General features: G+C 38.4%; 18 protein-coding genes. 9 read left to right on the top strand and 9 right to left on the bottom strand.

Annotated elements, in window-relative coordinates:
• The first annotated feature begins 463 nt into the window (after window positions 1-463).
• Window positions 464-2,065 carry a glycosyltransferase family 2 protein gene (locus tag BP549_RS10825; protein WP_292376619.1) on the top strand — a complete coding sequence of 534 codons (1,602 nt, stop codon included), beginning with the start codon at window positions 464-466 and terminating at the stop codon, window positions 2,063-2,065.
• Between the two features lie 221 nt (window positions 2,066-2,286).
• Here BP549_RS10825 and BP549_RS10820 read toward each other — a convergent pair whose 3' ends face one another.
• Window positions 2,287-4,374, bottom strand: a complete 2,088-nt coding sequence (locus BP549_RS10820; protein ID WP_292380510.1) for a disaggregatase related repeat-containing protein — start codon at window positions 4,372-4,374, stop codon at window positions 2,287-2,289.
• A 617-nt stretch (window positions 4,375-4,991) separates the two neighbouring features.
• A complete protein-coding gene (locus BP549_RS10815) occupies window positions 4,992-6,497 on the bottom strand; it encodes a right-handed parallel beta-helix repeat-containing protein (RefSeq protein WP_292380812.1) in 1,506 nt (501 codons plus the stop codon).
• A gap of 942 nt (window positions 6,498-7,439) precedes the next feature.
• Here BP549_RS10815 and BP549_RS10810 point away from each other — a divergent pair.
• A complete protein-coding gene (locus tag BP549_RS10810) occupies window positions 7,440-8,336 on the top strand; it encodes a polysaccharide deacetylase family protein (RefSeq protein ID WP_292376614.1) in 897 nt (298 codons plus the stop codon).
• Window positions 8,337-9,002: 666 nt separating this feature from the next.
• Window positions 9,003-10,790, top strand: a complete 1,788-nt coding sequence (locus tag BP549_RS10805) for a hypothetical protein (protein ID WP_292380509.1) — start codon at window positions 9,003-9,005, stop codon at window positions 10,788-10,790.
• A 56-nt stretch (window positions 10,791-10,846) separates the two neighbouring features.
• Here the strand turns inward: BP549_RS10805 and BP549_RS10800 are convergent, their stop codons facing one another.
• Entirely contained in the window at window positions 10,847-11,419 is a 573-nt protein-coding gene (locus BP549_RS10800) for a metal-dependent hydrolase (protein ID WP_292380506.1), read from the bottom strand.
• A 96-nt stretch (window positions 11,420-11,515) separates the two neighbouring features.
• Window positions 11,516-12,220: a (5-formylfuran-3-yl)methyl phosphate synthase gene (locus BP549_RS10795; RefSeq protein ID WP_292376608.1), complete on the bottom strand. Its 705-nt coding sequence runs from the start codon at window positions 12,218-12,220 to the stop codon at window positions 11,516-11,518.
• Window positions 12,221-12,332: 112 nt separating this feature from the next.
• On the opposite strand from BP549_RS10795, the gene BP549_RS10790 reads away from it, so the two are divergent.
• On the top strand, window positions 12,333-13,067 hold the full coding sequence (locus BP549_RS10790) for a HisA/HisF-related TIM barrel protein (protein ID WP_292380503.1): 735 nt from the start codon (window positions 12,333-12,335) through the stop codon (window positions 13,065-13,067).
• 113 nt (window positions 13,068-13,180) lie between these two features.
• The gene (locus BP549_RS10785) at window positions 13,181-13,441 is read left to right on the top strand and encodes a hypothetical protein (protein ID WP_292380500.1); all 261 of its coding nucleotides are present in this window, start codon (window positions 13,181-13,183) and stop codon (window positions 13,439-13,441) included.
• A 41-nt stretch (window positions 13,442-13,482) separates the two neighbouring features.
• On the opposite strand, the gene tmk is transcribed toward BP549_RS10785, so the two are convergent.
• On the bottom strand, window positions 13,483-14,100 hold the full coding sequence (gene tmk / locus BP549_RS10780; protein ID WP_292380498.1) for a dTMP kinase: 618 nt from the start codon (window positions 14,098-14,100) through the stop codon (window positions 13,483-13,485).
• Between the two features lie 171 nt (window positions 14,101-14,271).
• On the opposite strand from tmk, the gene BP549_RS10775 reads away from it, so the two are divergent.
• Both BP549_RS10775 and BP549_RS10770 read left to right on the top strand, forming a co-directional pair.
• Complete coding sequence (locus tag BP549_RS10775; protein ID WP_292380496.1) at window positions 14,272-14,934, top strand: DUF166 domain-containing protein; 663 nt, start codon at window positions 14,272-14,274, stop codon at window positions 14,932-14,934.
• 79 nt (window positions 14,935-15,013) lie between these two features.
• Complete coding sequence (locus BP549_RS10770) at window positions 15,014-15,439, top strand: DUF2111 domain-containing protein (protein WP_292376599.1); 426 nt, start codon at window positions 15,014-15,016, stop codon at window positions 15,437-15,439.
• Between the two features lie 136 nt (window positions 15,440-15,575).
• On the opposite strand, the gene BP549_RS10765 is transcribed toward BP549_RS10770, so the two are convergent.
• Entirely contained in the window at window positions 15,576-16,406 is an 831-nt protein-coding gene (locus tag BP549_RS10765) for a F420-dependent methylenetetrahydromethanopterin dehydrogenase (RefSeq protein ID WP_292376597.1), read from the bottom strand.
• Window positions 16,407-16,813: 407 nt separating this feature from the next.
• On the opposite strand from BP549_RS10765, the gene serB reads away from it, so the two are divergent.
• A complete protein-coding gene (gene serB, locus BP549_RS10760; RefSeq protein ID WP_292380495.1) occupies window positions 16,814-17,518 on the top strand; it encodes a phosphoserine phosphatase SerB in 705 nt (234 codons plus the stop codon).
• A gap of 49 nt (window positions 17,519-17,567) precedes the next feature.
• Entirely contained in the window at window positions 17,568-18,425 is an 858-nt protein-coding gene (locus BP549_RS10755; protein ID WP_292376593.1) for a coiled-coil protein, read from the top strand.
• Between the two features lie 961 nt (window positions 18,426-19,386).
• Here BP549_RS10755 and BP549_RS10750 read toward each other — a convergent pair.
• From BP549_RS10750 to BP549_RS10740, 3 genes are all read right to left on the bottom strand, one after another.
• A complete protein-coding gene (locus BP549_RS10750) occupies window positions 19,387-20,430 on the bottom strand; it encodes a hypothetical protein (protein ID WP_292380493.1) in 1,044 nt (347 codons plus the stop codon).
• A 329-nt stretch (window positions 20,431-20,759) separates the two neighbouring features.
• Complete coding sequence (locus BP549_RS10745) at window positions 20,760-21,239, bottom strand: hypothetical protein (protein WP_292380492.1); 480 nt, start codon at window positions 21,237-21,239, stop codon at window positions 20,760-20,762.
• 464 nt (window positions 21,240-21,703) lie between these two features.
• Window positions 21,704-22,843: a radical SAM protein gene (locus tag BP549_RS10740; protein WP_292380490.1), complete on the bottom strand. Its 1,140-nt coding sequence runs from the start codon at window positions 22,841-22,843 to the stop codon at window positions 21,704-21,706.
• Window positions 22,844-22,906: the final 63 nt, after the last annotated feature.

The following is a 22,906-nucleotide window of genomic DNA, read 5'->3' as shown; positions in this document are numbered from 1 at the left end:
CTGCTTCAATTATGAAATCTTTAATCTTTTATTCAGATCATCCTTCTATTTCTTTTTTAACTTTTTATCTCTTCAAGATTTCCTTTTTAAAATAGAAATCCAAACTTGCAAGAATGTAGGTTTCTTTATCACAATTGATTTACGTTTCGTGATTTAATTAATTACAAAAATAGCGAATATGTTCATTTATTGTCTTAAGTTTTAATTTCTTAGAAATGGATCTGATTTTTAATATTAAAGGCATAGAAGATCTTAGTCAGTTAATATATTTCTTTATTTTATTCATAGATATCTTTTGTAAGGATTATTTTTCCTTATTAATATTTTTATGTGTATATCTAATCTACATGTTAACCTTATATATATCTTAGTCTAATAATTTTTAGTATGATAGCCTTTAATATTTTTGCACTTATACACATAAAGAGGGGTTATAGCACATGCATATGTATAAGGGGGTAGATTGGGTTTGTTTTCAGCCCTTACACTTAGTCTTAATTCTCTAATCTCTGATCCTATTAGCATAGTATCTTCGCCATCTCAACTTACCGATAAGTTGCTCAGGCATGAGTTTACGGTCTTAATTCCAGCTCAGAATGAGGAAACTTCCATTGGAAGCAAAGTTTTGATTGCGGCAAGTTACGCTGATCGTGTACTTGTTCTTGACGAAGGTTCCACTGATAGAACTATGGAAGTAGCTGCTCTGGGAGGGGCACGGGTTGTTCCTATCTCAGGGGGGGAGGAAGCATTACTCGATGTCCTCTACAAAGCATCTCTTGATTCAGAGCTTGTGGTTCTCATTTATCCGGAATGCATGCAGGACATAGATTTGCTTTCCCATGTCCTTGAGCCGTTAAGACAGGGGTTTGACCTATCTGTGGGTTCTTGGCCCTGCCGTATCTCCTGTGAGCAGGAAACAGTAATGCTTTTTAATGGAAAAAGTACCTTCAAGGAAAAAATAGGCTTTCTTGCAATAACAGCGGCCTCACTACAGAAAATCAGTTCAGGAAAAGATCATTTATCTTTGAAATCCCTGCTTTCGGTGGCAAAAACCGAAGAACTCAAGATTAACTATCTAAGTTTTGATGTGGATCCTGTATTCAGGAAATTTGAGAGCACCCGTATAGGAGTTGTCGTGCCTGCTTATAATGAAGAATTACTTATCGGTGAGACTCTATGTGGGATCCCTGAATATGTGAACAGGATTTATGTAATTGATGATGGCAGTACAGATCGAACAGGTGAAATTGTAAAAAAATTTGGAGACCCAAGGATCGTGTATTTGCGTCATGAAGTAAATAAAGGAGTAGGTGCAGGAATAATTGACGGGTATAAACTTGCCCTTAGAGATGAGATGGATATTGTTGCGGTTATGGCTGGAGATAATCAAATGGATCCTTCTCAGCTTCCCAGGTTGATTTTTCCAATCATTGAGGGAAGAGCCGATTATACAAAGGGCAATAGATTACTCACTGACGATTTTATGACCGGGATGAGCAGATGGAGATCTTTTGGAAACCTTCTCCTTAGTTTTATCACAAAAATAGGCAGTGGTTACTGGCAGGTTATGGATCCTCAGAATGGATATACAGCTATTTCCAGGCAGGCACTGGAGCTTATTGATCTGGATTCAGTCTATCCTTATTATGGCTATTGTAACGATCTGTTGATCAAACTTAATGCCTTTGGAATGAGAGTAATGGATGTGGTAATGCCTGCCCGCTACGGTAGAGAGAGATCGAAGATTCGATACGGAAAGTTTATCCGCAAAGTAGCTCCCATGATCTTTAGAGGTTTTCTCTGGAGGCTGAGGGTCAAATATACGGTACTGGACTTCCATCCACTCGTACTATTCTATTTCCTTGGAATGATTTCCTTGCCTGTTAGTGTTCTTTTAGGATTGTGGGGCTTTTTGCAGATCTTGTTGCAAAATCCTCTCCCTTCCTACTATCCTCTGCTTGGTTTTCTTGTACTAGGTACGGGGCTTCAGATGCTTCTTTTCGGAATGCTTTTCGATATGCAGGTTGAGAAGAAAAAGAATGAAAGAGTAGGACTTGCTCGTTAAGGTTAGGAAGATTATTCTTCTTAATTTTCAATCTACCCCTTCTTTTTTATTTCTTTTTGGGTTCATTTTTTTCATTTATTGTTTCTTGCTTCCTTGTTTTTTTATTTATTGCCCTTTAGTTTGTAAAAACGGAATCACAGACAACTTTTCCCAATGTTTTGTCTATTTAATCCAGTAGGGAGCTCCAATAGCGAAATATTGATAATTACTTTTATCTATATTTAGACATATTCTATAGTGAGTTTTGGCCTTTGATCTTTATTTTTCCAGTTGGAACTATAAAAAGCGATGTAATTCTCATCTTCCTCGCGGGCCTTTATAAGGAAACCTGTATTTTCATACTTTCCGCTTACATATTCCTGCACAAGTTCTGTTATATTCAATTCGTAATAACGGTTGTCAGGAGTTTCCTCTCCACTGATAGTTATTGTGGCATATGGAGTATTGCCTTGGAAGACTCCATTCCGATCATACCAGTCTCCCCCGGGATTTTTCCAGGGATCATTGATTTCTTTTTGCTGCCACGTAACGTGTTCTTCGCACCATTTTACAGGTCTGTATACTTCCAGTATAGTATCCTTCGATCTCATTTGATTCTCCGGGTAATACCAGAATAAAGATAGAGTTGCCTTTTCGATTCGATCAGTCTGATTAAGTGAACTCAGTTCAAAGATTATAACCCCTCTATAAGTACCTCTCTCTGACCTTTTTCCTACATCGATATATTCACTGTCACTAAAAGTGATATTTGGAGCCTCTTCTCTCAACCTATTATCCGAAATAATGAAAGGCAAAGCAATTTTGAAATTTTCTACTTCGTCAGGCTGCATAAAAAAACTTAATATGAATCTTTCCAACGATCTTATAAAATCTGCAAAAGCTTTCTTAAGGTTGGACTCAAAACTTTCTTCCTGTCCCGTCTGGACTCCGCTTTCATCTCTCTTATAAGGTGTCTGAGGTCCAGCAGACATAGCCTCACTCCAGGGAAAATCTTCCCCCAATGACTCATTGTTGCTCAACTTTGCCGCAATTTCAGAGTCCGCTTCAAAATCTGAGGTAGAATTTACACCTAGATAGTTCCCCCCGGCGTTGCTAGAAAGGCAGTTATTTTGCAGAATAAAGGAATGGGTGCTTTTCAGTTTGTTGTATACAGCATATCCTTTTCCGGCAGCAGGACTTGACTGTGTATTAATTATCACATTATTTTTCACAATAGTTGTATATCCTGAGTTTGGAGCTGCAAATTCGTCAGTAACCTGTTTATGGGCAATAGCAGCTCCATAACACCCATCAAATTTATTATTCTCTATTAAAGTATTTTGAAAACCATTGAGCACTATTCCCCCTGCCCAGTTCGCACTCGGGTTAATACCTGTTTTGTAGAATTTATTATGATGAATATAGATATCTTTTGCAGAATCTTTAATATATTCGGATCCATAGCCTGTAATCCATATACCTGCTGCGTTCGTCTCATATAACAGATTATTGTAAATCTCGATATCGTTCATCACAGTTGACGGGCCAATTTTTTGGATTTCAATTCCTGCCCCGCCTTCTCCTTCTGAGTCAATGATATTGTTATAGAATTTTACGTGATTTGTATTGTAAATTCTCAGACCGCTATTTGTTCTACATGTTATTTTATTATTCCAAGCTTCTATATTCGAAGAATATATGGAGTAGAGGACATCATGCCCTAACTTATACACCCTGTTATTGTAAAACTTAATATCTGAACATTTTGTGACTTTAAGCCCATCGCCATGGCTGTCGTGCATATACATGTCGTGAACTTGTATATTCTTACAATTAAGGAAATGGATCAGGTTGTGATATCCCTTTCCCCTATTTTTTCCATTGTTTTTATCATGATTTCCGTCAATCTCAAACCCCTTTATGGTAATATCATGATTTCCGGCGCTGTCCATCTGCGTAATCAGAGGTTTTTCTAGTGGCCAGCCTACCTTATCTTCAAGTTTGATTACAGCTGTTGGGTCTCCCTCAAGAATGTTGTCACTTCCAATGTATATACTGTCGGAAATGACGTAGGTATTAGGGCCTTCCAGATGAACGGTTGTGAATCTTGGATTTTCCGCAATGTATTCAAGAGCTTGGTTTATCTCTACCTGGTCGTCACTTCCATCACAGTTAAAGTCTCCACTCCCATTGGTAGTAACATAAACAATTTTACCGGATGGCTTTGATAGAGTAAGGGTTATACTTGCGATTAAAAAAATAAAAATTATGCTAAAAAGTAATATTTTTTTTTTGTCTCCCCATTTATAATGTTGCCCTTTTCCGCTCATTTTAAATCCCCAATACATTAAACTATAATTCTTTAAGATTAAAAGAAGTTGTCTATTTAATACTGCAAATAAACTCCTCTTGAAACATCTGGATTATTTTCGCTGCTTGAATATATTACTACTCAAACTATGTGAAGAACTTCTTAAATTGTAATATTTATTAAAGCGCATTCATTGGAATCCAGAACTTTTGTATGCACTCTAACGATTTATTAAAAAAGATATATGTTGGCAAATAATGTATACTTTTGTATATGATGAAGCATACTCTTTTTTGTACTTACAGAAAGTGGGGGAGAGCTCTGAGAACTTGTTCTCAAAAGACAAAAAAATGAACTAAGAAGCCCCGAGGTGTTTATCTTCAGGTTAATTCACTAATTGGAAATTCAGAGTCGTCAACTCCGTTGTAAACAAATCATTTTATGAAAAATGCTTTCGATTTTAGGTGTTCCTGCTAATAAATAAATGCCAAAGGATCGGATGACATATGGTCACAGCTACGCAAATTGCAAAAAATAATCTTTGATAAACACAGTTCATTAAATGGACGCTGAATCGTTCATTTATATTTTTTTCTAAGTAGCTGAATGCTCTATTAAAAAATAAGCTGGAAAGTTTTAATATAAGACATTAAAGCAAAATAGGGAAAATATCCTCAGCAGTAGCCTGAAAGTTTTCCATTCTGGCGAAAATATTTGGTTCCACCATACAACATACCCGGGTATATTACCTGAGATCGAAGCACATTCTGTATTTCCATACCTGCCTATATTGATCCTACCTCCATTGTTCCCTGGCTCCTTTGAATAATCGGAGTCCGGATGGCCGGCATCAATGCAGGGAGAACTTACAGGATCCTTTACCCACGTTTTTCCGTTCCACCTTCCACCGGTTGATTTCAGGTGATAATCATGTTCTTTTTCGTTTGCAAATTGAGGATCTACATGGATGTCGCTTGTTGACCTAGCATTCATGTAGTCTCCTGCTATGTTATTGTAGAGACAGTTATTTTCCATCACAATGGTATGTGTTGAAGGCAGGCAATTGATCACTCCATATCCTGTTCCATCAGGGTCTTTTGTGCGATTCTGGGTATTTACTATTATGTTATTGCGGACGATTGTTGTGAATCCTGTACCTTGAGGTGAAAGATCAACGGAATTACCTGCGCTTGTGGAAGAAGGATACATCTGGATAATTGCTGCATGATACACATTATCAAACACATTATTCTCAATAAGGGTATCATAAAATCCACTTGTTACAATACCTCCTACCCAGTCGATACTGGGGTTCGTACCAGTGCTGTAGAAGATATTATTGTGAATGTGGACATTCTGTGCCTCTTCCTTGGGATAAGACGCTCCGTAACCTATCAGCCAGATTCCAGGGCCATAAGTGTGATGAATGGTGTTATTGTATACTTCTACATCGTTAACGACACCTGTCGTTTTCTCAATCAGAATTGCGGAGCCACCTGCACTCCAGTGGTAAAAGGAGTCTATTACGTTATCATAGAATTTTACGTAATTGGAATTCCAGACTCGAAGCCCACCGTTAGTTCTGCAAGTTATTCTGTTTTTCCAGGCTTCTACATTCTGGCAATCAATAGAATAAAAACCGTCATGTCCTAATTTGTACACTTTATTATTGTAAAACTTAATATTCGAACTTCTCTCGACTCTTAAACCATCACCATGTCCGTCATGCAGATACATACCATGAACATCTATATTTTGAGAGTCAAGGAAACTGATCATATTGTAGTATCCTTGCCCTTTCATTTTATCTTCATTCTTGTCATGGTTTCCGTTAATTTCAAATCCCTTTATAGTGACTCTATCGACTCCGGAACTGTCCATCTGAGTAATCAGAGGTTTATTTCTCGGCCAGTCCGCTTGATCTTTAAGTTTAATGACGGCTGTAGGATCTCCTTCCAAAATGGTTTCGCTTCCAATTAAAATACTGTCCGAGATAATGTATGTATTTGGACCTTTCAAATAAACAGTTGAAAACTGTGGATTTTCTGCAGCATATTTAAGAGCTTGATTTATCTCTACCTGATCGTCACTTCCATCGCAATTGAAATTCCCTCTCCCATCGGCAGCAACATAAACAGTCATATTGGGCGCTGTAGTGGAAAGAGCGTTTGTTCCAACTATAATCAAAAAAATTAAAATTGCAAGGTAAGATCCGTTTTTTTTCCAGTGTTGCCATCTATGTTTCAGACCTTTTCCCTTCTTTCTATCCCTATACTTTTTGTTGTAAATCTCCAGACGCGAAAAAGCTATATGCAGGGTATACCATTATGCTAAATTTAGTTTAGGACAGCCTAGTTTTTCTAATTTCGTGAATTTTACTGTTAACTTAAGTAAACATTTCCCAGTTTTTCTTAAATTTTCTAGAAAACAAAAAACAATATTCATTGATTGCAGGAGTGTACAAAAAGTTTATGTTTTAATGTTTCTATCATTTATTTAAGTTCTATTGAAAACTAAGGGCGTCCGGACGATTGAACCTTCTTTTTAAAGTCATAATAAATCCTAAATCGTTCAATTAAATGATGAGAATAACAGAAAAACAACCACACTTTGTAAAGTACTAAGGAATAAATAAGTTAAGGCTTATTCAAAGAGCCTTTTTTCCAGCCAGTACAACTAATTATCAGATTTATACAGTTAGCACTGGCATGACTCAGAAACACTGAAAATGCGAGTCTTCTGAATTTATTGGGTAATCTATTAAGAGGTAATGGATCTTTCTTATTAATTTAAAGAAATCTTTAGAGATTCTATGATAGAGCAATTTGCCTAACGATCCTCTATTTATATCTATCTTTATTTTTTAATTTAATATTTACTTTCAAACATTATATAGATAACATTTTTTAGGAATATTTTATCTTAATCAAATCATTAAAAAATTTTTTATACTCTGTAGTCCTCTACTATATCAGAAATTTTTGAACATGTGCAAATTTTCATTATTTGCAATCATATAATTTCAGTACAGGTCAGGAATTTCTTATGTGGTTGTAAGTGAAGTTGGTCGTGAAGGGGGGTCTTATGAGGGGTAGTTTCTCGGTTACAGTGGATCTTGAAGATTGGTATCATATTCCTTCAGTTTGCGGTTCTCCTTATGCTGTTTACAGGACTGTGAATGAATTCTTTGAAAAATGGGAAGGCAGGTATGATTTCCTGACTGAACCTACAAACAGGGTACTGGACATTCTCGATGAATTCAATGTGACTGCTACTTTCTTTGTAGTTGCAGATATTATAGACCATTATCCTGGACTTGTTGAATCAGTTGCGGAAAGAGGACACGAACTTGCATGTCATGGCCTTCATCACGCCTGCAAAATTGATCCTGAGACAAAGGAGCGGTTAATGAGTATTGAGGAATTCGAGCAGAAAACATTGCTTGCAAAAAGAATTCTTGAAAAAATTAGCGGGGAGAGAGTAGTAGGCTACAGAGCACCAAATGCCCTGATAGGTGGATGGATGGTTGATTCACTTGAACGTATTGGTTTCAAATATGACTCTTCAGTATCAGTAAATTCTCTTTATAATAAAACGGACTCGTCCCTTAAGACAGTTTCTTCTTTTCCTTACTATCCCTTAAAGAGCGGCCTTGAAGCAGGTGATGATAGAAATTTTGTTGAATTTCCCTGGGCCTATTATCAGAATATACTGAAAATTCCAACGTCTGGAGGTCCAATACTCCGCTTTTTAGGAACCCCTTTAGTATTGAATGGGCTTGTCCAGAGTTTGAAAAGAGGACATACCATCTTCTATTTCCACCCTCTCGACATTTCCTATACCAAATTTCCTTCTATAGGAAACAACAGGCCATTTTACTGGTGCATAAAAGGAAAGTCTGTGGAACGTAGAATTCGTCATATTCTGAAAACACTAAGTAATGTTAAAAAAGTGTGCCTGAGAGATTATCAAGGAATATGATTACCCTGAAATATAGTACTGTAGGAGGAAAGTTTCATAGATTTATGTGGTAAGCTGAAATTTTTTGATAATCTAAACGTTTAAGTCTGAGTTACATAGTTTTATGGCTAGTGTTCCATAATCTCTTCCATTTCCTTTATTCTAAGAGGAAACATCTTTTTATCCATATCTTAAATGCTTGTTTTCTCCTGGAGGGTTAATTCGGGATTATCCCAACACCAGCAGGAATCAACAGTGAATTTAATAAATATTTTCCCTGTAAGGTTCAGACCGTATGTATTAATATCAGCAGGATTTGTATTTAAGAGGAATATTATTTATGTTCCGTGAGTTATTGTAACAGAAATGCTAAAAGTCTCTGGACAGCGAGATAGTACCCGAAAGCCTTTAATTGTTGAAAATTTTTAATTCATAAAAACATTATTTAGGTCGAGACAATATATCAAACTGCACTTCGGGCGCAACTATTAATTATTTGTTGGCCGATTGGATATAAGAATAATGCGAAAGAGGAGAAACAAATAAACAAAATCTAACGAACGAAAGTTTTTGGGCCTGTGCGCGGCCTGTAACAACTCTTTAAGAGTGAAACCACGTTCTCAGGGATAATTCATATTTAGGTGCTGAAACTGGACTCTGCAACTTTCAAAAAGGATGGGGGACACATTGTCTAAAATCACTAATAACATATTAAACCTTATAACTTCGATTTCTCTATTACTACTGGTTTACAGTCTCTTTATTCTCAGGGGAATTCAGCCCGAAGGGTATACAGTTAATATTTATGAGCAGCTTCCTTTTCACTTTTACCTTACTCTGCTCCTTTGCTACCTTTCAGCCTGCGTTCTTCTCCTTGCATACAGAAAAATGAGTGCAGTTTTTATACTGCTTCTTGTTCACATTACAGTACTAATAACTCCTCACATGCTTGGCTATGTTTCAATATGCAGGGGGGGATTTTCGTACTTCGATCTTGCAAGACAGGTTTCACTTTGTAACCTTTTGAGCTTCTCAGACCTTTCTCCCACGGGTCCTCTGCTCGTTTCAGCCCTAGCTCAGGTTTCAGGTCTGAAAACATCGGCGCTTTCATACTTTTTGCCAGTATTTTTTTCAATACTGTTTATCATCGGAATGTACCTGTTCTATCGCATTTTCATGAGCAGGGAAAAATTAGTCTTAACAACTTTTCTCTCCTCGCTTATTCCATATTTTGGTCATTTCCAGACCTCATCAGTTCCTTATTATCTTTGTTTTTGTCTGATACCTCTATATCTTCTTGTGCTGAGAAGTGCAATTTCGGATAAAAACAGGGCAATGGCTGTTTGCCTTCTTTTTATGATGCCGTTGATTCCTTTAGCTCATCCTTTCATTTTTGCATATCTTGCCTGTTTCTCCCTGCTCCTCTTATGTTCGAGCAAAGTACTGAAGCCTGGATTTCTCCGTAATATCCTGAGTCTCAAATTTCTCTTCTCTGACGCTTCACACTCTGCAGGAAGGAAAATGCCCGTGTTTGTCTTGTCACTTACTTTAGTAGGCTTCCTGCTTTGTACCAAATATATCTCTCAGTTCTTTGATACATCTATTTCGAATGTCATCCTGCGCGCTAAAACGTTAGTAGCTGCAGGCTTTTCTACGATACCATCGACTGAAAATGGATTTCTCGATTTTGTGCATCTTTTGAATCTTTATTACGGCAAATACTATATTCCTTTAGTTTTTATCCTGATCAATTCCGTAATTGTATGGCAAAACCGTAAAAGGTTTTGTCACCATTTCGTTCGCAGATACCCACGCTTTCTGGGCCTTTATATCGTAACCTTCTGCCTGGAGCTTGTTTTCCTTTTAAATCCCTTCATTCCTTACTCTCCAGATAGGTTTGCAAATTTGAGCTTCATTATTTTTGCCCAGATTCCTTTGCTGGGGTATTCCCTTTACATTATTTTTCTTAGAAAAGGGTATACTCTTGGCCTTGGCTCTGCAGTGCTGGTTCTTTGTCTTCTATGGACACTAGGATTCTTCACCTGTTTCAGCTCGCCATATACAGGTGGAATTTCTGAATCAATTTCGGAAAATGAGGTAGACGGTATTCAGTGGTTATCCGGTGTAAGAGAACCTTATCTATATTTTACATCTGATGTAGATACAGATTTAAGCAGAACGTCTGGGATCCTTAGTAGCAATATGAACTGGACTACTGGGCTTGCTGATGTTCCCAAAAAACCTCTTTATATATACAAAAATGATTTGAAAAACGGCATATCTGTAGAAACAGCGGTGGAAAACGAACCTTTCTATGTTATCAAAACTACTTTTTCTGAGGCTTTGACTGCCAGTGAACGGGAATCGGATGAAACATCAGTTTCTACGGGAAGCGCCTCCAAGGCTCAGACCGCTTATCCTGTGTATAAGATCTATGATTCCCTTAACATAGAAATTTATGAGCATATGCCTTAAATTCCCTCCTCAGTTTCGTCTGGAGGTCAGGCTTCTGAGGAAGGAACTTCCAGTTTTTAAAAATTTGAATTTTTTCTTTTTTGTTGTACCAGAGAATTCTCTTTTTTCTTTTCTTTATGATTTTCGTTAATGTATTTGACAATAAGAAGGACAATTATAATGAGCAGTCCGACGATTTCTGAGATAAAAACTTCTGTAAATCCGGGATCATATGATCTACTAAAAATTATCATAAGATACTCAATAAAGTTTCCTGAAATCGTATCCTTTGGAAATTCCCAGCCTAAGAGCGGCCAAAAAAATACTGTAGGGCTATTCCATATCTGATCTTCAAGAATGTGGCAAAAAGATGCTCCTGCAATAATCAGGAGTTCAGGTTTCCCTTGGCTATAGAGATAGTATCCTGCTAAGCCCAGCAGAAGGCCAAAAAGCAAAGTATGAGCATAAATTCTCCCGCTTCCTATAGTGTCAGCAAGAATTATCCTTCCAAGAGGCTTATCAATAAAGTCCGGAAGGAGCGCCCCGAGCGCAATCCACGGAGCATTTACCCAGAAGCTCTTTTTTGAAGATATGCGGCTTAGGCAATAAAAGATTCCCAGAGTAATCCCAATATGTCCAAAAACAAACATCAGACTAAAAATAGTTATCTGTTTATATTTATCTTTCGGCCGGCCTGCCTAATAGCCGGCCGGCACAAATTTTTAGATTCACTCAAAAAGAATTTCTCAAGCCTGGCATTCAGCTACGAGTTTTTCTACCAGTTCCTGCCGGATCGCAGTTGTTCTGTCCCCCCCGCAGACCATGCCGCGGACTCCAATAATATCTGGTCCGATCCTTTCAAGCACCGGAAGATCATCAAATTTCAACGAACCTGCAATTGCGTTTTCAAGTCCAGACTCGTGGGCAAGATCAGTGAACTTCTTAAGTTCTTTCTCGTCCATGAATTCGAAGGTAGATTTCCCATCCTTAATTGCCGTATCGACCATCACCACATCTGCCCCAGCTTTTGCGGCGATTGAGGGAAGCAGTAATGGAGAGATCGAATTGATGCGCTTGTAGTCCGAATATCCCGAGGCAACAACTTTTTTTGTAGAGTCGTAGTCCTTTACAGCCTGTGTTATCTTTGTAATAAGCTCTAAAGCTTGATCTTCAGTCTGGATATCGTAAAGGCCAACTTTAATATAGTCTGCTCCTGCAACGGCTGCTCCAAATGCGGCAAGGGAAGCAGTTCCTGGCTTGTAATTAAAATCTCCTATGGTTGCGCTTATAGGCTGTCTGCCTTCCACAGCTTCTTTTACATCCCTTATTACCCATGGGAAATTAGCACCAAGGGAGCCTTCTTTCGGGTTTTTGACATCTACAATGTCCGCGCCGCCTCTGGAAGCGATTATTGCTTCCTCTCTATTGATTGGACTTATAAGCAGTTTCATAAAAATCCTCTAACTAAACATCGAATTAAAATCTTTCAATGAATATTATTTCTTTTATACAATATGTTTTATTTTATATTTTTTTATAGGATGATGTAGCTATTGAATAAGTATGTTCCGAGTAATTTTTGTGATGGATATATTTAACCGTAGCGTAGTTCTTGCCAAGGGCGGGGACAGGGAAAAATACCGCCCTGTTTCAGATTCAAGTACTGTATGCAGCAGCTCGGATCCTGTAGACATAGTAGAACTCCTGCGTCCCAGAGAAGTTTATATTGCCGACCTTAACGTGCTTCAGGGCAAAGGCCCTCGCGAAACGAATGCTGGAGTAATTCGAGAAGTAAGCTTAAAGGCAGACACAATGCTTGATTTCGGGATTTCGTCTCCACAAGACGTGGACAAGGCTCTTTCCATTGCAGGAACTGCCGTGATCGGTACAGAGACAGGAACGCTTTCGGCAATAAAGGATGCCGCCTATCGAAATTCCGGAAGGATCAGTGTCAGCATTGATATAAAGCACGGCAAAGTTCTGAAAAACGATCCTGAGCTTCCTGAATCCCCTTTTGAAATAGTAAAGCTGTTAAATGATTTGCCCTTAAAAGACCTTATTTTCCTTGACCTTGACAGGGTTGGAACGGCTTCAGGCTTTGATCCTGAATTCCTTCAAAAACTGGTTGAGTGTTCCAGGCATAGTGTGCTACTTGCCGGAGGCGTCAAGGATATGGAAGATCTTTTTACTCTTGATAAGCTTGGGATAAAAGGAGCCCTGGTCGCAACTGCTGTTCATTCGGGATTGGTTCCTCCGGCCGTTCTGAGTTTAGGGATTAAATCCGATAACAAAAAATAACTCTCACTTGGGAATCCTTTTATCTCAGCTCCGATATGTCTTGTATATAATCGAGTATTTAGTATTAAATCTGCAAATTTCACTTTAAACCAGGAGATTATGAGGTTTACAATATGGTTAAGAAGAATACATCTGAAGAGAGTATTGAAGAAAACGCTGAGGAGATAAGTGGAGACGGATATGTGGAGATTAAGATGGGAGGAGGCTGGTACATGACGATCTCCCTTGCACACAGTGAGCGTTTTGAGAAGGAATACGTCGAGCTTGCAAAGGAGCGTGGAGGCGTAAAGAAGGCCAGGTTCAACCTTAACCCCACTCATGTCAGGATGTTAGGTGAAGCCCTGATAAAATTTGCTGATGACAACGGCCTCTAACGGATATTGGTTTAATTTTCCGGTTAAATCTTTATATCTGGTCAGTTCCTGTTCAGGAACTCCAGAATTTTTTCGGTGACTTCTTTTTCTACGTATTCAGAGGAGCGGGAGGCATTGATTACAATAAAACGTTCTGGATCTTCTGCCGCAAGCCTGAGGAAAATCTCCCTGACTTTCCGTAAAAACTCTAATTTTTCGAATTTGCTTTGTTCTCCTCGCTTCCCACAACGTTCAACTGAAACTTCTGGCCTGATATCAAAAAGAAAGGTCAGGTCCGGAACAATGGTCCATCCTCGGTGCAGGTCCTTTACCCACTCAAGAGGATTTTCCAAGCGAGTTTTCAGGGTCACTCCCTGGTAAGCATATCGACTGTCGGAATAGCGATCAGAAATCACTAGTCTTCCACTTTTAAGCGCAGGCTTTATAATCTTTGACAGATGTTCCGCATGGTCCGCTGTAAAAAGGAAGAGCTCAGCAAGCTGGTCGGTATCCGACTGAATTGCTTTTTCCACGGCATTTCCAGTCAGAGTGCCCCTTGTCGGTTCCCGGGTAAAAACAGGATTAAAGGCCTTAATTTCAGGATTCTTCTGAAGCTTTTCTGCAACCGTGCTTTTGCCTGAGCCGTCAATGCCCTCAAGTGTGATTAGTTTTCCTCTCATAAATATCGTCTTTTTTTAGAGATTTTTAGTGAAATGTTTTATCTGTATTTATACTCTACAGGCTTTCTGGATTCATGGTAAAATCCCAATTCCCTGTATAGCTGGCGAGTCAGGGCAGATTTCAGATAAAATAAGCATCTATTTATGCAATATTAAAAATAGCTTAGAGTAATGACTGTAATAGGAGTTATTACGCGGGGCAAATACGGGCACCGTCTGATTGAGACTGTCAGGGAACACAGCAATTTTTCGATCGTAACTGCTGATTTGCCTGAGTTCGTACCTGTATTTATTGAAGAGCCTGATGAGTTTCTGGAAGCTCTTAATTTCGATAAGCATGTTTTTTCTGCAGAAATTATAATTACTTACTCTTTACATCCTGATCTGACATCTGCAATTGCGAAGCTTGCGGCAGAAGCTGGTGTGCGCTCTCTTATAGTTCCAGGGGGACCATCCAGGGCTTCGGTTTCCGAACTCAAAAAGCTATCCGAAGTTTCAGGTATGGATATCGAGGTAGATGAGATATGCTGCAGTCTTGAGCCCAATGCTTTCAACAGACCATTTACGGATATCTTTGGGTCTCCTATCTTGAGAATAAAGACAAAAGATGGAAAAATTGCCAACGTGGAGGTAATAAAAGGAGCTCCATGTGGGAGTACCTGGCATATGGCAAAAGAAATTGTTGGAATGCAGGTAAAAGATGCACCTCCCAGAGCCGGACTGTATATTCAGCATTATCCGTGTAGGGCGGCACGCGGCGACCTTGGGGGAATCCACGAGTCAGGGGAATTACATAAACAGGCGTTTATAAAAGCCCTTGAAAATGAGGAGTGATTATATATTCTTTGAAAAAGATATTCTAAATATGGCCGGAAAGTGGGATCCAGCTTTTCATTTCTGAGAAGCCCTTGCTTTGTGTCCTGCCCGGTCTCAAGTAATTTACGGGGGTGAAAAAATTACTTCCCTAACTATCTCAGAAGATTCAGGGCCCGAAGATCTTGAGGCACTAGCAGTCGCAGTACACTCGGTCATTGGACTTCCTACAACCATTCGCAGTCTCAAGCGGAAGGGACTTCGCTTGGAAAAGGGTCAAATCGTTGACAGAGACTACACAGGGCCTGTGCTCGAAGAAGTCTTAAAAACAAACAAAGTCATCCACGAGGTCCCTACGGAAGGTGTGTACAGTGGAAAACCTGTGGTTGTTGCTCCCATTCACTCAAAAGACGGGAAAGCTATTGCAGCTCTTGGGGTCGTGGATATACTAGCTACTATAGATCTCCACTCTGTTTTTCAGGAATATACATCTGTACTGGAAGAAGTTGAAGATGCAAAAAAATAAACAAAAAATGACCTGATATTCATAATGATAAATTAAAAAAGTGATTATTGGAGGATCTGTTCCCGCTTATTTTCTAGGGATATTCTTTGTTCCTCCAATTAACCTTCCGGTTTTAAACCTTAAGGTTTTCCAAGGTTTACTCTGGTTTCTGGTATAATTTTACCTTTTTCAGCAGAGTACCATTCTTTGCATGGGGCTGCCTGAATACAGTATCATTGGATTTCTCAATTTCTCTTGCCTGTATTGCAAGCTGTGCAGCAGCTCCCATTATTTCGTGTCCAGCTGCAGCTGTCAGGCATACCTGGTCGATTTCCTTTAACATGAAACATGCAGGGAAGTTAACCTGTGCTACTTTTTCAGCCATATGAAGGGCGGCAAGAGCCTTTGCTTTTGCGTAAGGGTTTGCGAAGCCTGCGTGCTCTACACATTTTTCAGGTTTTGCAAAAATATGTGGAAGCTCCAGTTCCTTTCCTGATCTTCCGGAAGCAACCTGGTCAGTTACCTTGTCCAACTCTTCCTGGATAAGTCTAACAACACCACAAATAGATAACACTTTCATTGCATCGGAGTTAAATGATGCCATCTCTACGGGGTCAAGAAACTCTCTCTTGGCTCCAATGAGGGGATCTACTGGGAGGATCATATATCCGAAGCCTTCCTGCTCAAGAGCTTCTCTGGCTTCTTTCTTTGTTGGGCCATCTGAGACTACAATGCATGGAACGCCCTTCCATAGCTCACGAGCTGCTGTGGGACCTGGAGCTGCTGCGTTAGGGCTGATAATTATCACGAAGTCTGCATTCCACTGCTTGAAACTTTCAGTATCTGCAGCCTCGGCAGGGCTCATCTTGGCACCTGTGCCAAATACACGTACTGTAATTCCTTCTCTGGCTGCAATTTCATCCTGGATCAAATTAATAACCTGGCTCATTCCCAGGTTGCCCATTTTTATAAAACCTATGTTGACCATTTTTCTCTAAATCCTTTGTTAACCAATTTATTCAATAATGGAATTCCTAATGGGTTTATAATCCTTTTGGCGAGTCTCTTTCCTTATCACCTTTATTTTATAAATATTAGATATATCTATAACTATTATTCAATATGTTTCACTCCCCCTCCGAAAAGCTTAAAAAGGATGTGATTTATCTCACTCAAAAACGTTGACATCAATGCTGTTGTTTTGTGGTCTTGTTTCACAGAACTCGTATTATAATTTGAAAACTTTATCCGTTGGTGGGCTTTTAATGTCAGGGCAAATGTATTATATTAAGTTGCGGGGGGGTACCCCTGAAGAAGGTACACCAAGCAGCATGCCCTTTTTCGGGAAATTATCCCGCTATATCTAATAGTTATTCAGGTCCAGGTTTTGATTGAGTGAACTGTCCTATACATAATTTTACTAGAAACAAAATGATTGTTTTTGATATGGATAGCACCCTTATAGACGCTGAGACTATCGATGAGCTCGCCAGGGCTGCAGGTGTTGTAAGCAAAGTTGAGGAGATTACGAAGAAAGCGATGTATGGAGACTTTGATTTTGAGCAAGCGCTTATTGAAAGGGTCAAGCTTCTTAAGGGACTTCCCTTCGAAACTGCCCTTGATGCGGTAAACAAGATCGATTTGATGCCGGGAGCGGCAGAACTTATCCTCTATGTCAAAAGTAGGGGCTATAAAACTGCAATGATTTCTGGCGGATTTACAATCTCTGCCGATACAATAGGCAAAGCGCTTGGCATTGATTTCATTGTTTCCAACGAACTGCTTGTGGAAGACGGCTGCCTTACAGGCAAAGTTGTAGGCCCAATCACACAAAGCGACTCCAAAGCAAAGGCGTTCGAAGAACTTACCCAGCTCAACGGGGTTCGGCCAGAGCAATGTGTAGTTGTTGGGGACGGCGCAAACGATGCCTGTGTCTTTGAGAGAGCAGGTTTTGCCATAGCTTTCAATCCCAAGCCCATCCTAAGGGAATATGCGGACGTGGTCATAACAAAAAAAGACCTTAGAGCCGTTATCCCTGTTCTTGAATCTCTTTCTTATCAATGTTGTAATCAGGCACAGCATGTCGACATCGAACAATAGAACTACTAAAATGCCAGCTTTTTTGCTGGATCGGGAGGCTCAATAAGAGATGCTAAAGGAACTGCAGAAAAAAAGATCAGATTTGAAGGACATTTCTGAAGAAGCTAAGGAAAAAAGGAATGCTTTAAACGCAGAGGCCAGTGCCCTAGCTGCAAAGCGTAACGACCTGAACAAGAAGACGAAAGACCTTATCAACGAAGCCCAGGAATTAAAAGTTCTCAGGGACGAAATTAATGAGAAGGTCAGCGAATATAAGAATAAGCGCGATGACACCAATGCCAAGGCAAACGAGCTCTTTGCAAAGGCCGATTCCATCAGGAAGCAGAGCAATCTGGGTGGCCCTTCAATAAAAGCTCTGAGAAAAGATATTGATCGCCTTGAATTTGCCCAGCAGACTGAGGTTCTGAGCACAAGCAAGGAAAGGGAACTCGTTGGGAAGATCACTCAGCTTCAAAAACAGTATCAGGTCAAAAAAGTCCAGCTCGAGAGTAACTCCGAACTGAAGGATCTTCTGGACGAAGCCCAGAAAATCCGAGATGAAGCCTCAGAATTCCACAACGAGCTGGCCGAATATGCCAGACAGGCTCAGGAATATCATGAGAAAATGATTACCGCTTTCAAAGAGGCTGACAGAACCAGGGCAGAGTCTGACATTGCCCACAGGGAATTTGTAAAAGCCCAGGAAGCAGCTGACGAACAGCACAAAGCTTTCATCAATGCCCAGAAAGAAATCCGGGACCTTGACAAAGAAATCTTCAAACTCAAGAAGAAAGACAAAGAAGGAAAATCCCGCGTTGTCAAGTCCGAGCTTCAGAAAGATGCCAAGTCCATCTTCGAAAAGTTCAAGGGCGGAGCAAAACTCACAACAGAAGACCTGATGACTCTTCAGAGGTCGGGTTTAGTCTGATTCATCTCACAAACAAAAATTTAGCTGAAAGGCTTCAATTTCCGTTGCAGGTATATTTCAACCTGCATCCCAATTTTTCGGTTCATTTCAGCCCATTCTATACTGTTACTCATTCTGTTTTTGTCTGATTGGCTGTTCTATATTCTATTGCTCTGTATTACTGTTAACTTAAGCTTTGTTAGCTTACCGCTCTTATTTTTTCAAAAAATCAAAGCAATAAAACTAGAAAATTGAATAAGCAGAATTGTAACTTAGAGCCTATCCGAAAAGTGGTGACCTGCTATAATTTTTCAATATACACTATGCGGTAATGTACTGATTCTTCTGTAAATTTACTTTCTAGTTTTCATAGGTTTCATGGTGAAACCTATGGATATTCTAAGAGCCTATCCCAAAAGCCATTTAGTTCTTAATCATCAAAAATTTTCAGGGTTGTTTTCATGATCAGAAACTTGATTTATTATTAGGAATACAGGATTAAGATACGCGATTTTGAGTTTTGGGATCAGCTCTAAAAGTTTCAGATTTTGAAAAATTACAAAATACCTCTAGTATGCATAACTGACAGAACTTTGCTAAAAGCTGTAGTACAAAAAATGTTATTTTGGTTTTATCTTCTGATTATTATAATGAAAATTGCCAATTTCGGGCTGATTTTTCTACAATTGCCTGTGTGTTTGTTTTCTCAATTGTTTCAAATCATATAGGAATATGCTTATTTCCTTCGATTAACCCATCATTAAATACAAAAATCTTATGAAAAACATACCCAATATTTCATTACGTGTACGGATAACGATTTATAGGTTGTATGCTCAGAACAAAATTTTCAAAACGTTTGCTAAAAAAATAATTAATAAGTTCCGTTATTCAGGCTTCTGAATTGAAGTTCTAAGTGAACGAAGTGTTACGGTAACTCCCCTTATTCCATCCAGTTTTTAGAGGAAATAGAATTTGAAGTTTAATCTATCCAATGCTCGGTTCGCAAAATATTAACTACCTGTGGGGATAGAGAAAACAATATTTCGAAATGAAGTGCACTGCCAATCATAGCATATAAAATAAAAATTATTGCTTTTTGTTGATTAGTAAAGAATTGAGATTGATACTGCATATAAGCAGTGTAAATCATGGTAGATGATGTATTAATAAAGAAAACAATTAAAAAAGTGCACAATAGGATGTACGGAAAACCTTTTTTGAATATCTTTCTCCAAAAAACAATGTGATCATATTTAAAAAACGTAAGATCATTATCAGATATTGAAAATGTTAGACCGGGCCAATTAGACCTGATTGATATAATTTTAGACAACAATACTGAATTTAAAAAAAATGCAAATAATAACATTATAAGCTTAAATAAACTTAAATTTGAACTCTCACCTATTATGTTTAACGCTACAAGTAAAATTATATAGGCTATGGTTGAAAAAATTAAAATTAATATCAAATAAAGTAAAAAATTAAAAATCTTTTTGGCATTTGAAATATAATTATTATATATTATTCTCGATTCTTCTATCAGCAAAGTTTCAGGGAATTGAATCTGAAGATCGCTTGAGAGATACAATGGCAACCAAGTTATGCAAATTAGTGCAAAAACTACAAATGTCTTCGGCAATGGAAGTCCAAGACCATTAGTACCGATTTGATAAATGTAATCAATCAAAGTACAACTGAAAATCAGTGAACAAAAAAACGATGATACGTTTATAAGATAGAAAAGAAGTTTTTCTGGGCGACTCTTCATATAATATGTATATTTTGTGAGGCCAGTATAATACATCAAAGCAAAAAATATGAACCCTAAGAACTGCCTCATAGCGGTCACTTGAAGTGAGGGAGATTTATCATAAGCTAAATACAAACCAAAAACAATGAGATATGTTTGAATTAAACGTTCTCTTTTCTCAAGTTCTTTTTCAAGTAACTGTACTTTCTGTTCATATCTTGTTTTGAAAAATTGCTGCCTTTTTTCAAGCGGTTTTTTGTTACTTCCCAAGTTACTCTACGACCCATAAATTCTGAGTATTATCACACTTTCCATAAAAATTTCGTGCAATTATTTCCGGTAACAGCTTCACATTCAAATTATTGTTTTTATGAATAAAAGTAGGATATGAAACAGCCTGGAAAAAAAGTTTGCGTTTTTATACTGAACGCTTTTTTATCAGGTGATTTTCATGACAGATATTAAATCTGAATTAGAAAATATTCTTAATAAATATGGTAAAAAATAGAATTAAAGGGAGAACAGAAAAAAGAAGCAATTATCTGAACATAATGAATTTTTAACTGATTTTGAACTCTATAGACCTTTAAAAAACCCTTCTATTTTGCAAAATAAATCACAAGTCCCGATGTGAATAAAGCTAAGCCAAACTGAAAAATTCGATCCGAATGGAATCTGTATTCAATCACACTAAATTCAGCTGTAATAGGTACATAAGGATCAGGCTGAACAACAAAATGATACTTTAAATCACCTTCTAAATCGAATTCACACTTACTATTACCCTTCATGTTTTCTTTTATGGTTGTGACCTCTCTATATTGCCCTCCTCCCCTCCATTGAGTAACTTTCACTTTAAATAATGTAAATCGAACTTTTTGTTTTCGTTTACCTCTCAATTTTACCTTCAGAATGGATTTAACAGGAACATCAAACTCATCTGTTTGTTTTTTGCCATTAAAATGGCAAATATCCTCTATAAGAATGCGCTTAGTTGATCTACCAAAATAAAATGAAAGACTTAATCCTACTAAAGATGTTAAAATACCTATAAAATGCAGTAATGTATTTTCTGTCATTATAGTTTATATTTAAGAGATTACTTAAAAAATCAGCGTATTCTTTTAATACTTAGATGTGATAACAACTTTAAAAACCTTTGATTTCACTCTAATTCTAAATAAAACAAGATAATTAACACAATAATCATCACTAAAAATTTGATTTTACAAGATACTTAAAATCCGAACTTTTTGATATACAAAGTTCGGGTTTTAACCAAAAAATCACTGACTTTTCGGTCAATTTTTATGAAATTCATCCTTAAATATGAACCCTAACATATTTGGTTCGTATGAGCTGTTCATGAATAATGGACTTGTAACCTTTGATGGAACCAAGGTTCTCACAGTAGCAGAATACGATCGATTTGTTAATTTCATTTCAATGAAGTTCAGGCCTATTTTTGAAGTTAATACAATTACAGGTCTTTGGTACGTGGACACTGCCCCAAATTACCTTAAAACCTTCACTTGTTCTTGGTTTATTCTGAAATTTTCAGGTATTTCTCCCTGAACTCGGGATTTCTCATAAGGCAGCACTTTGCATTATATGCAGGGTCTTCCCTGATCTTTTTCCACACATCCTTTATCCTGTCTCTATGAACATTTCCATAGGGGATCGGGATACAGGCACAGGGAAGAATATTCCCTTCCGGGGTAATATGGAGCCACTTCCGGCCGGCCATGCAGCCTGTAGTTTTCATGACCTGCGGGATAGGAAAAATTCTGGGACCTTCTTTCTCCCTGGCTTCGGATACGAAATTCTCAAATTTTCTCAGATCCTTTGGAGTCATGATTTCAGAGGCGTGATCCATCCACCTGCCCGTAGGAACTATTTCGTAGAAGGAGAGTTCATGGACTCCAAGCTCCGATGCAAGCGCATACAGTTCTTCAAGCTCGTTCACATTGTCCCTGGAAAGCACCACATATATGTTTACAAGCAGTCCTGCCTTAATTCCATTTTTGACGGCTTCAACGGCGCTTTTAAAAACTCCTTTTCTGCCCCTTACGTGATCGTGTTTATCCTCATACGCGCTGTCAAAACTAACAGTAAGGGAATGAAGGCCTGCTTCTTTCAGGTGGCGGGCTCTTTCTTCGGTCAGTCCTACCCCAGAGGTGAACATGCCTGTAATGGCTTTTTCAGGGTCTACATATCTTATCAGGTCTTCAAGGCCAGGATAGGTCAGGGGTTCGCCCCCGTCAAAGATCACGAAAGTCGTGCCCATTTCGAGCACCTGGTCAATTGTAGATTTTACGATTTCAGGGTCAAGCTTTTCCCGATTTTTCGTGTCAGGCAAAGCGCAGTGAATACAGTTATTCGGGCACTCTTCAGTAATGGAAATTGTTACCTGGTCAGGAATCATTTTTCCTAGAATAGAATAAATCTGGCTTTTTACCAGGCGGTCAAAACCCAAGCTTGGCACAGGAGGCATCCAGGTTGAACAGATGAGTTGGTCAGCCTCGACTTTTGCAGGCTTTTCGCCTTCAAAAATTGTTAGGTTTTTCTCAAGAGTTTTTCTCACAAGGATGGACGCAGCCCCGCTGGTTTTCATCTTCATCTGTCCATCTTCGATCTCAGCATAAACTCTGAAAAGGGGACTTTTATAGAAATCGTATTGCATATTGTTTCCTGCACCTAGCATTTGATAATATCCGTGTCGGTTCCGTTCTTTTTTACTCTTTTA

The sequence above is a fragment of the Methanosarcina sp. UBA289 genome (assembly GCA_002496565.1).
Classification (GTDB): Archaea; Halobacteriota; Methanosarcinia; order Methanosarcinales; family Methanosarcinaceae; genus Methanosarcina.
The sequence above is the reverse complement of the archived record's forward strand: the minus strand, read 5'-3'. Positions and strand labels throughout refer to the sequence as shown.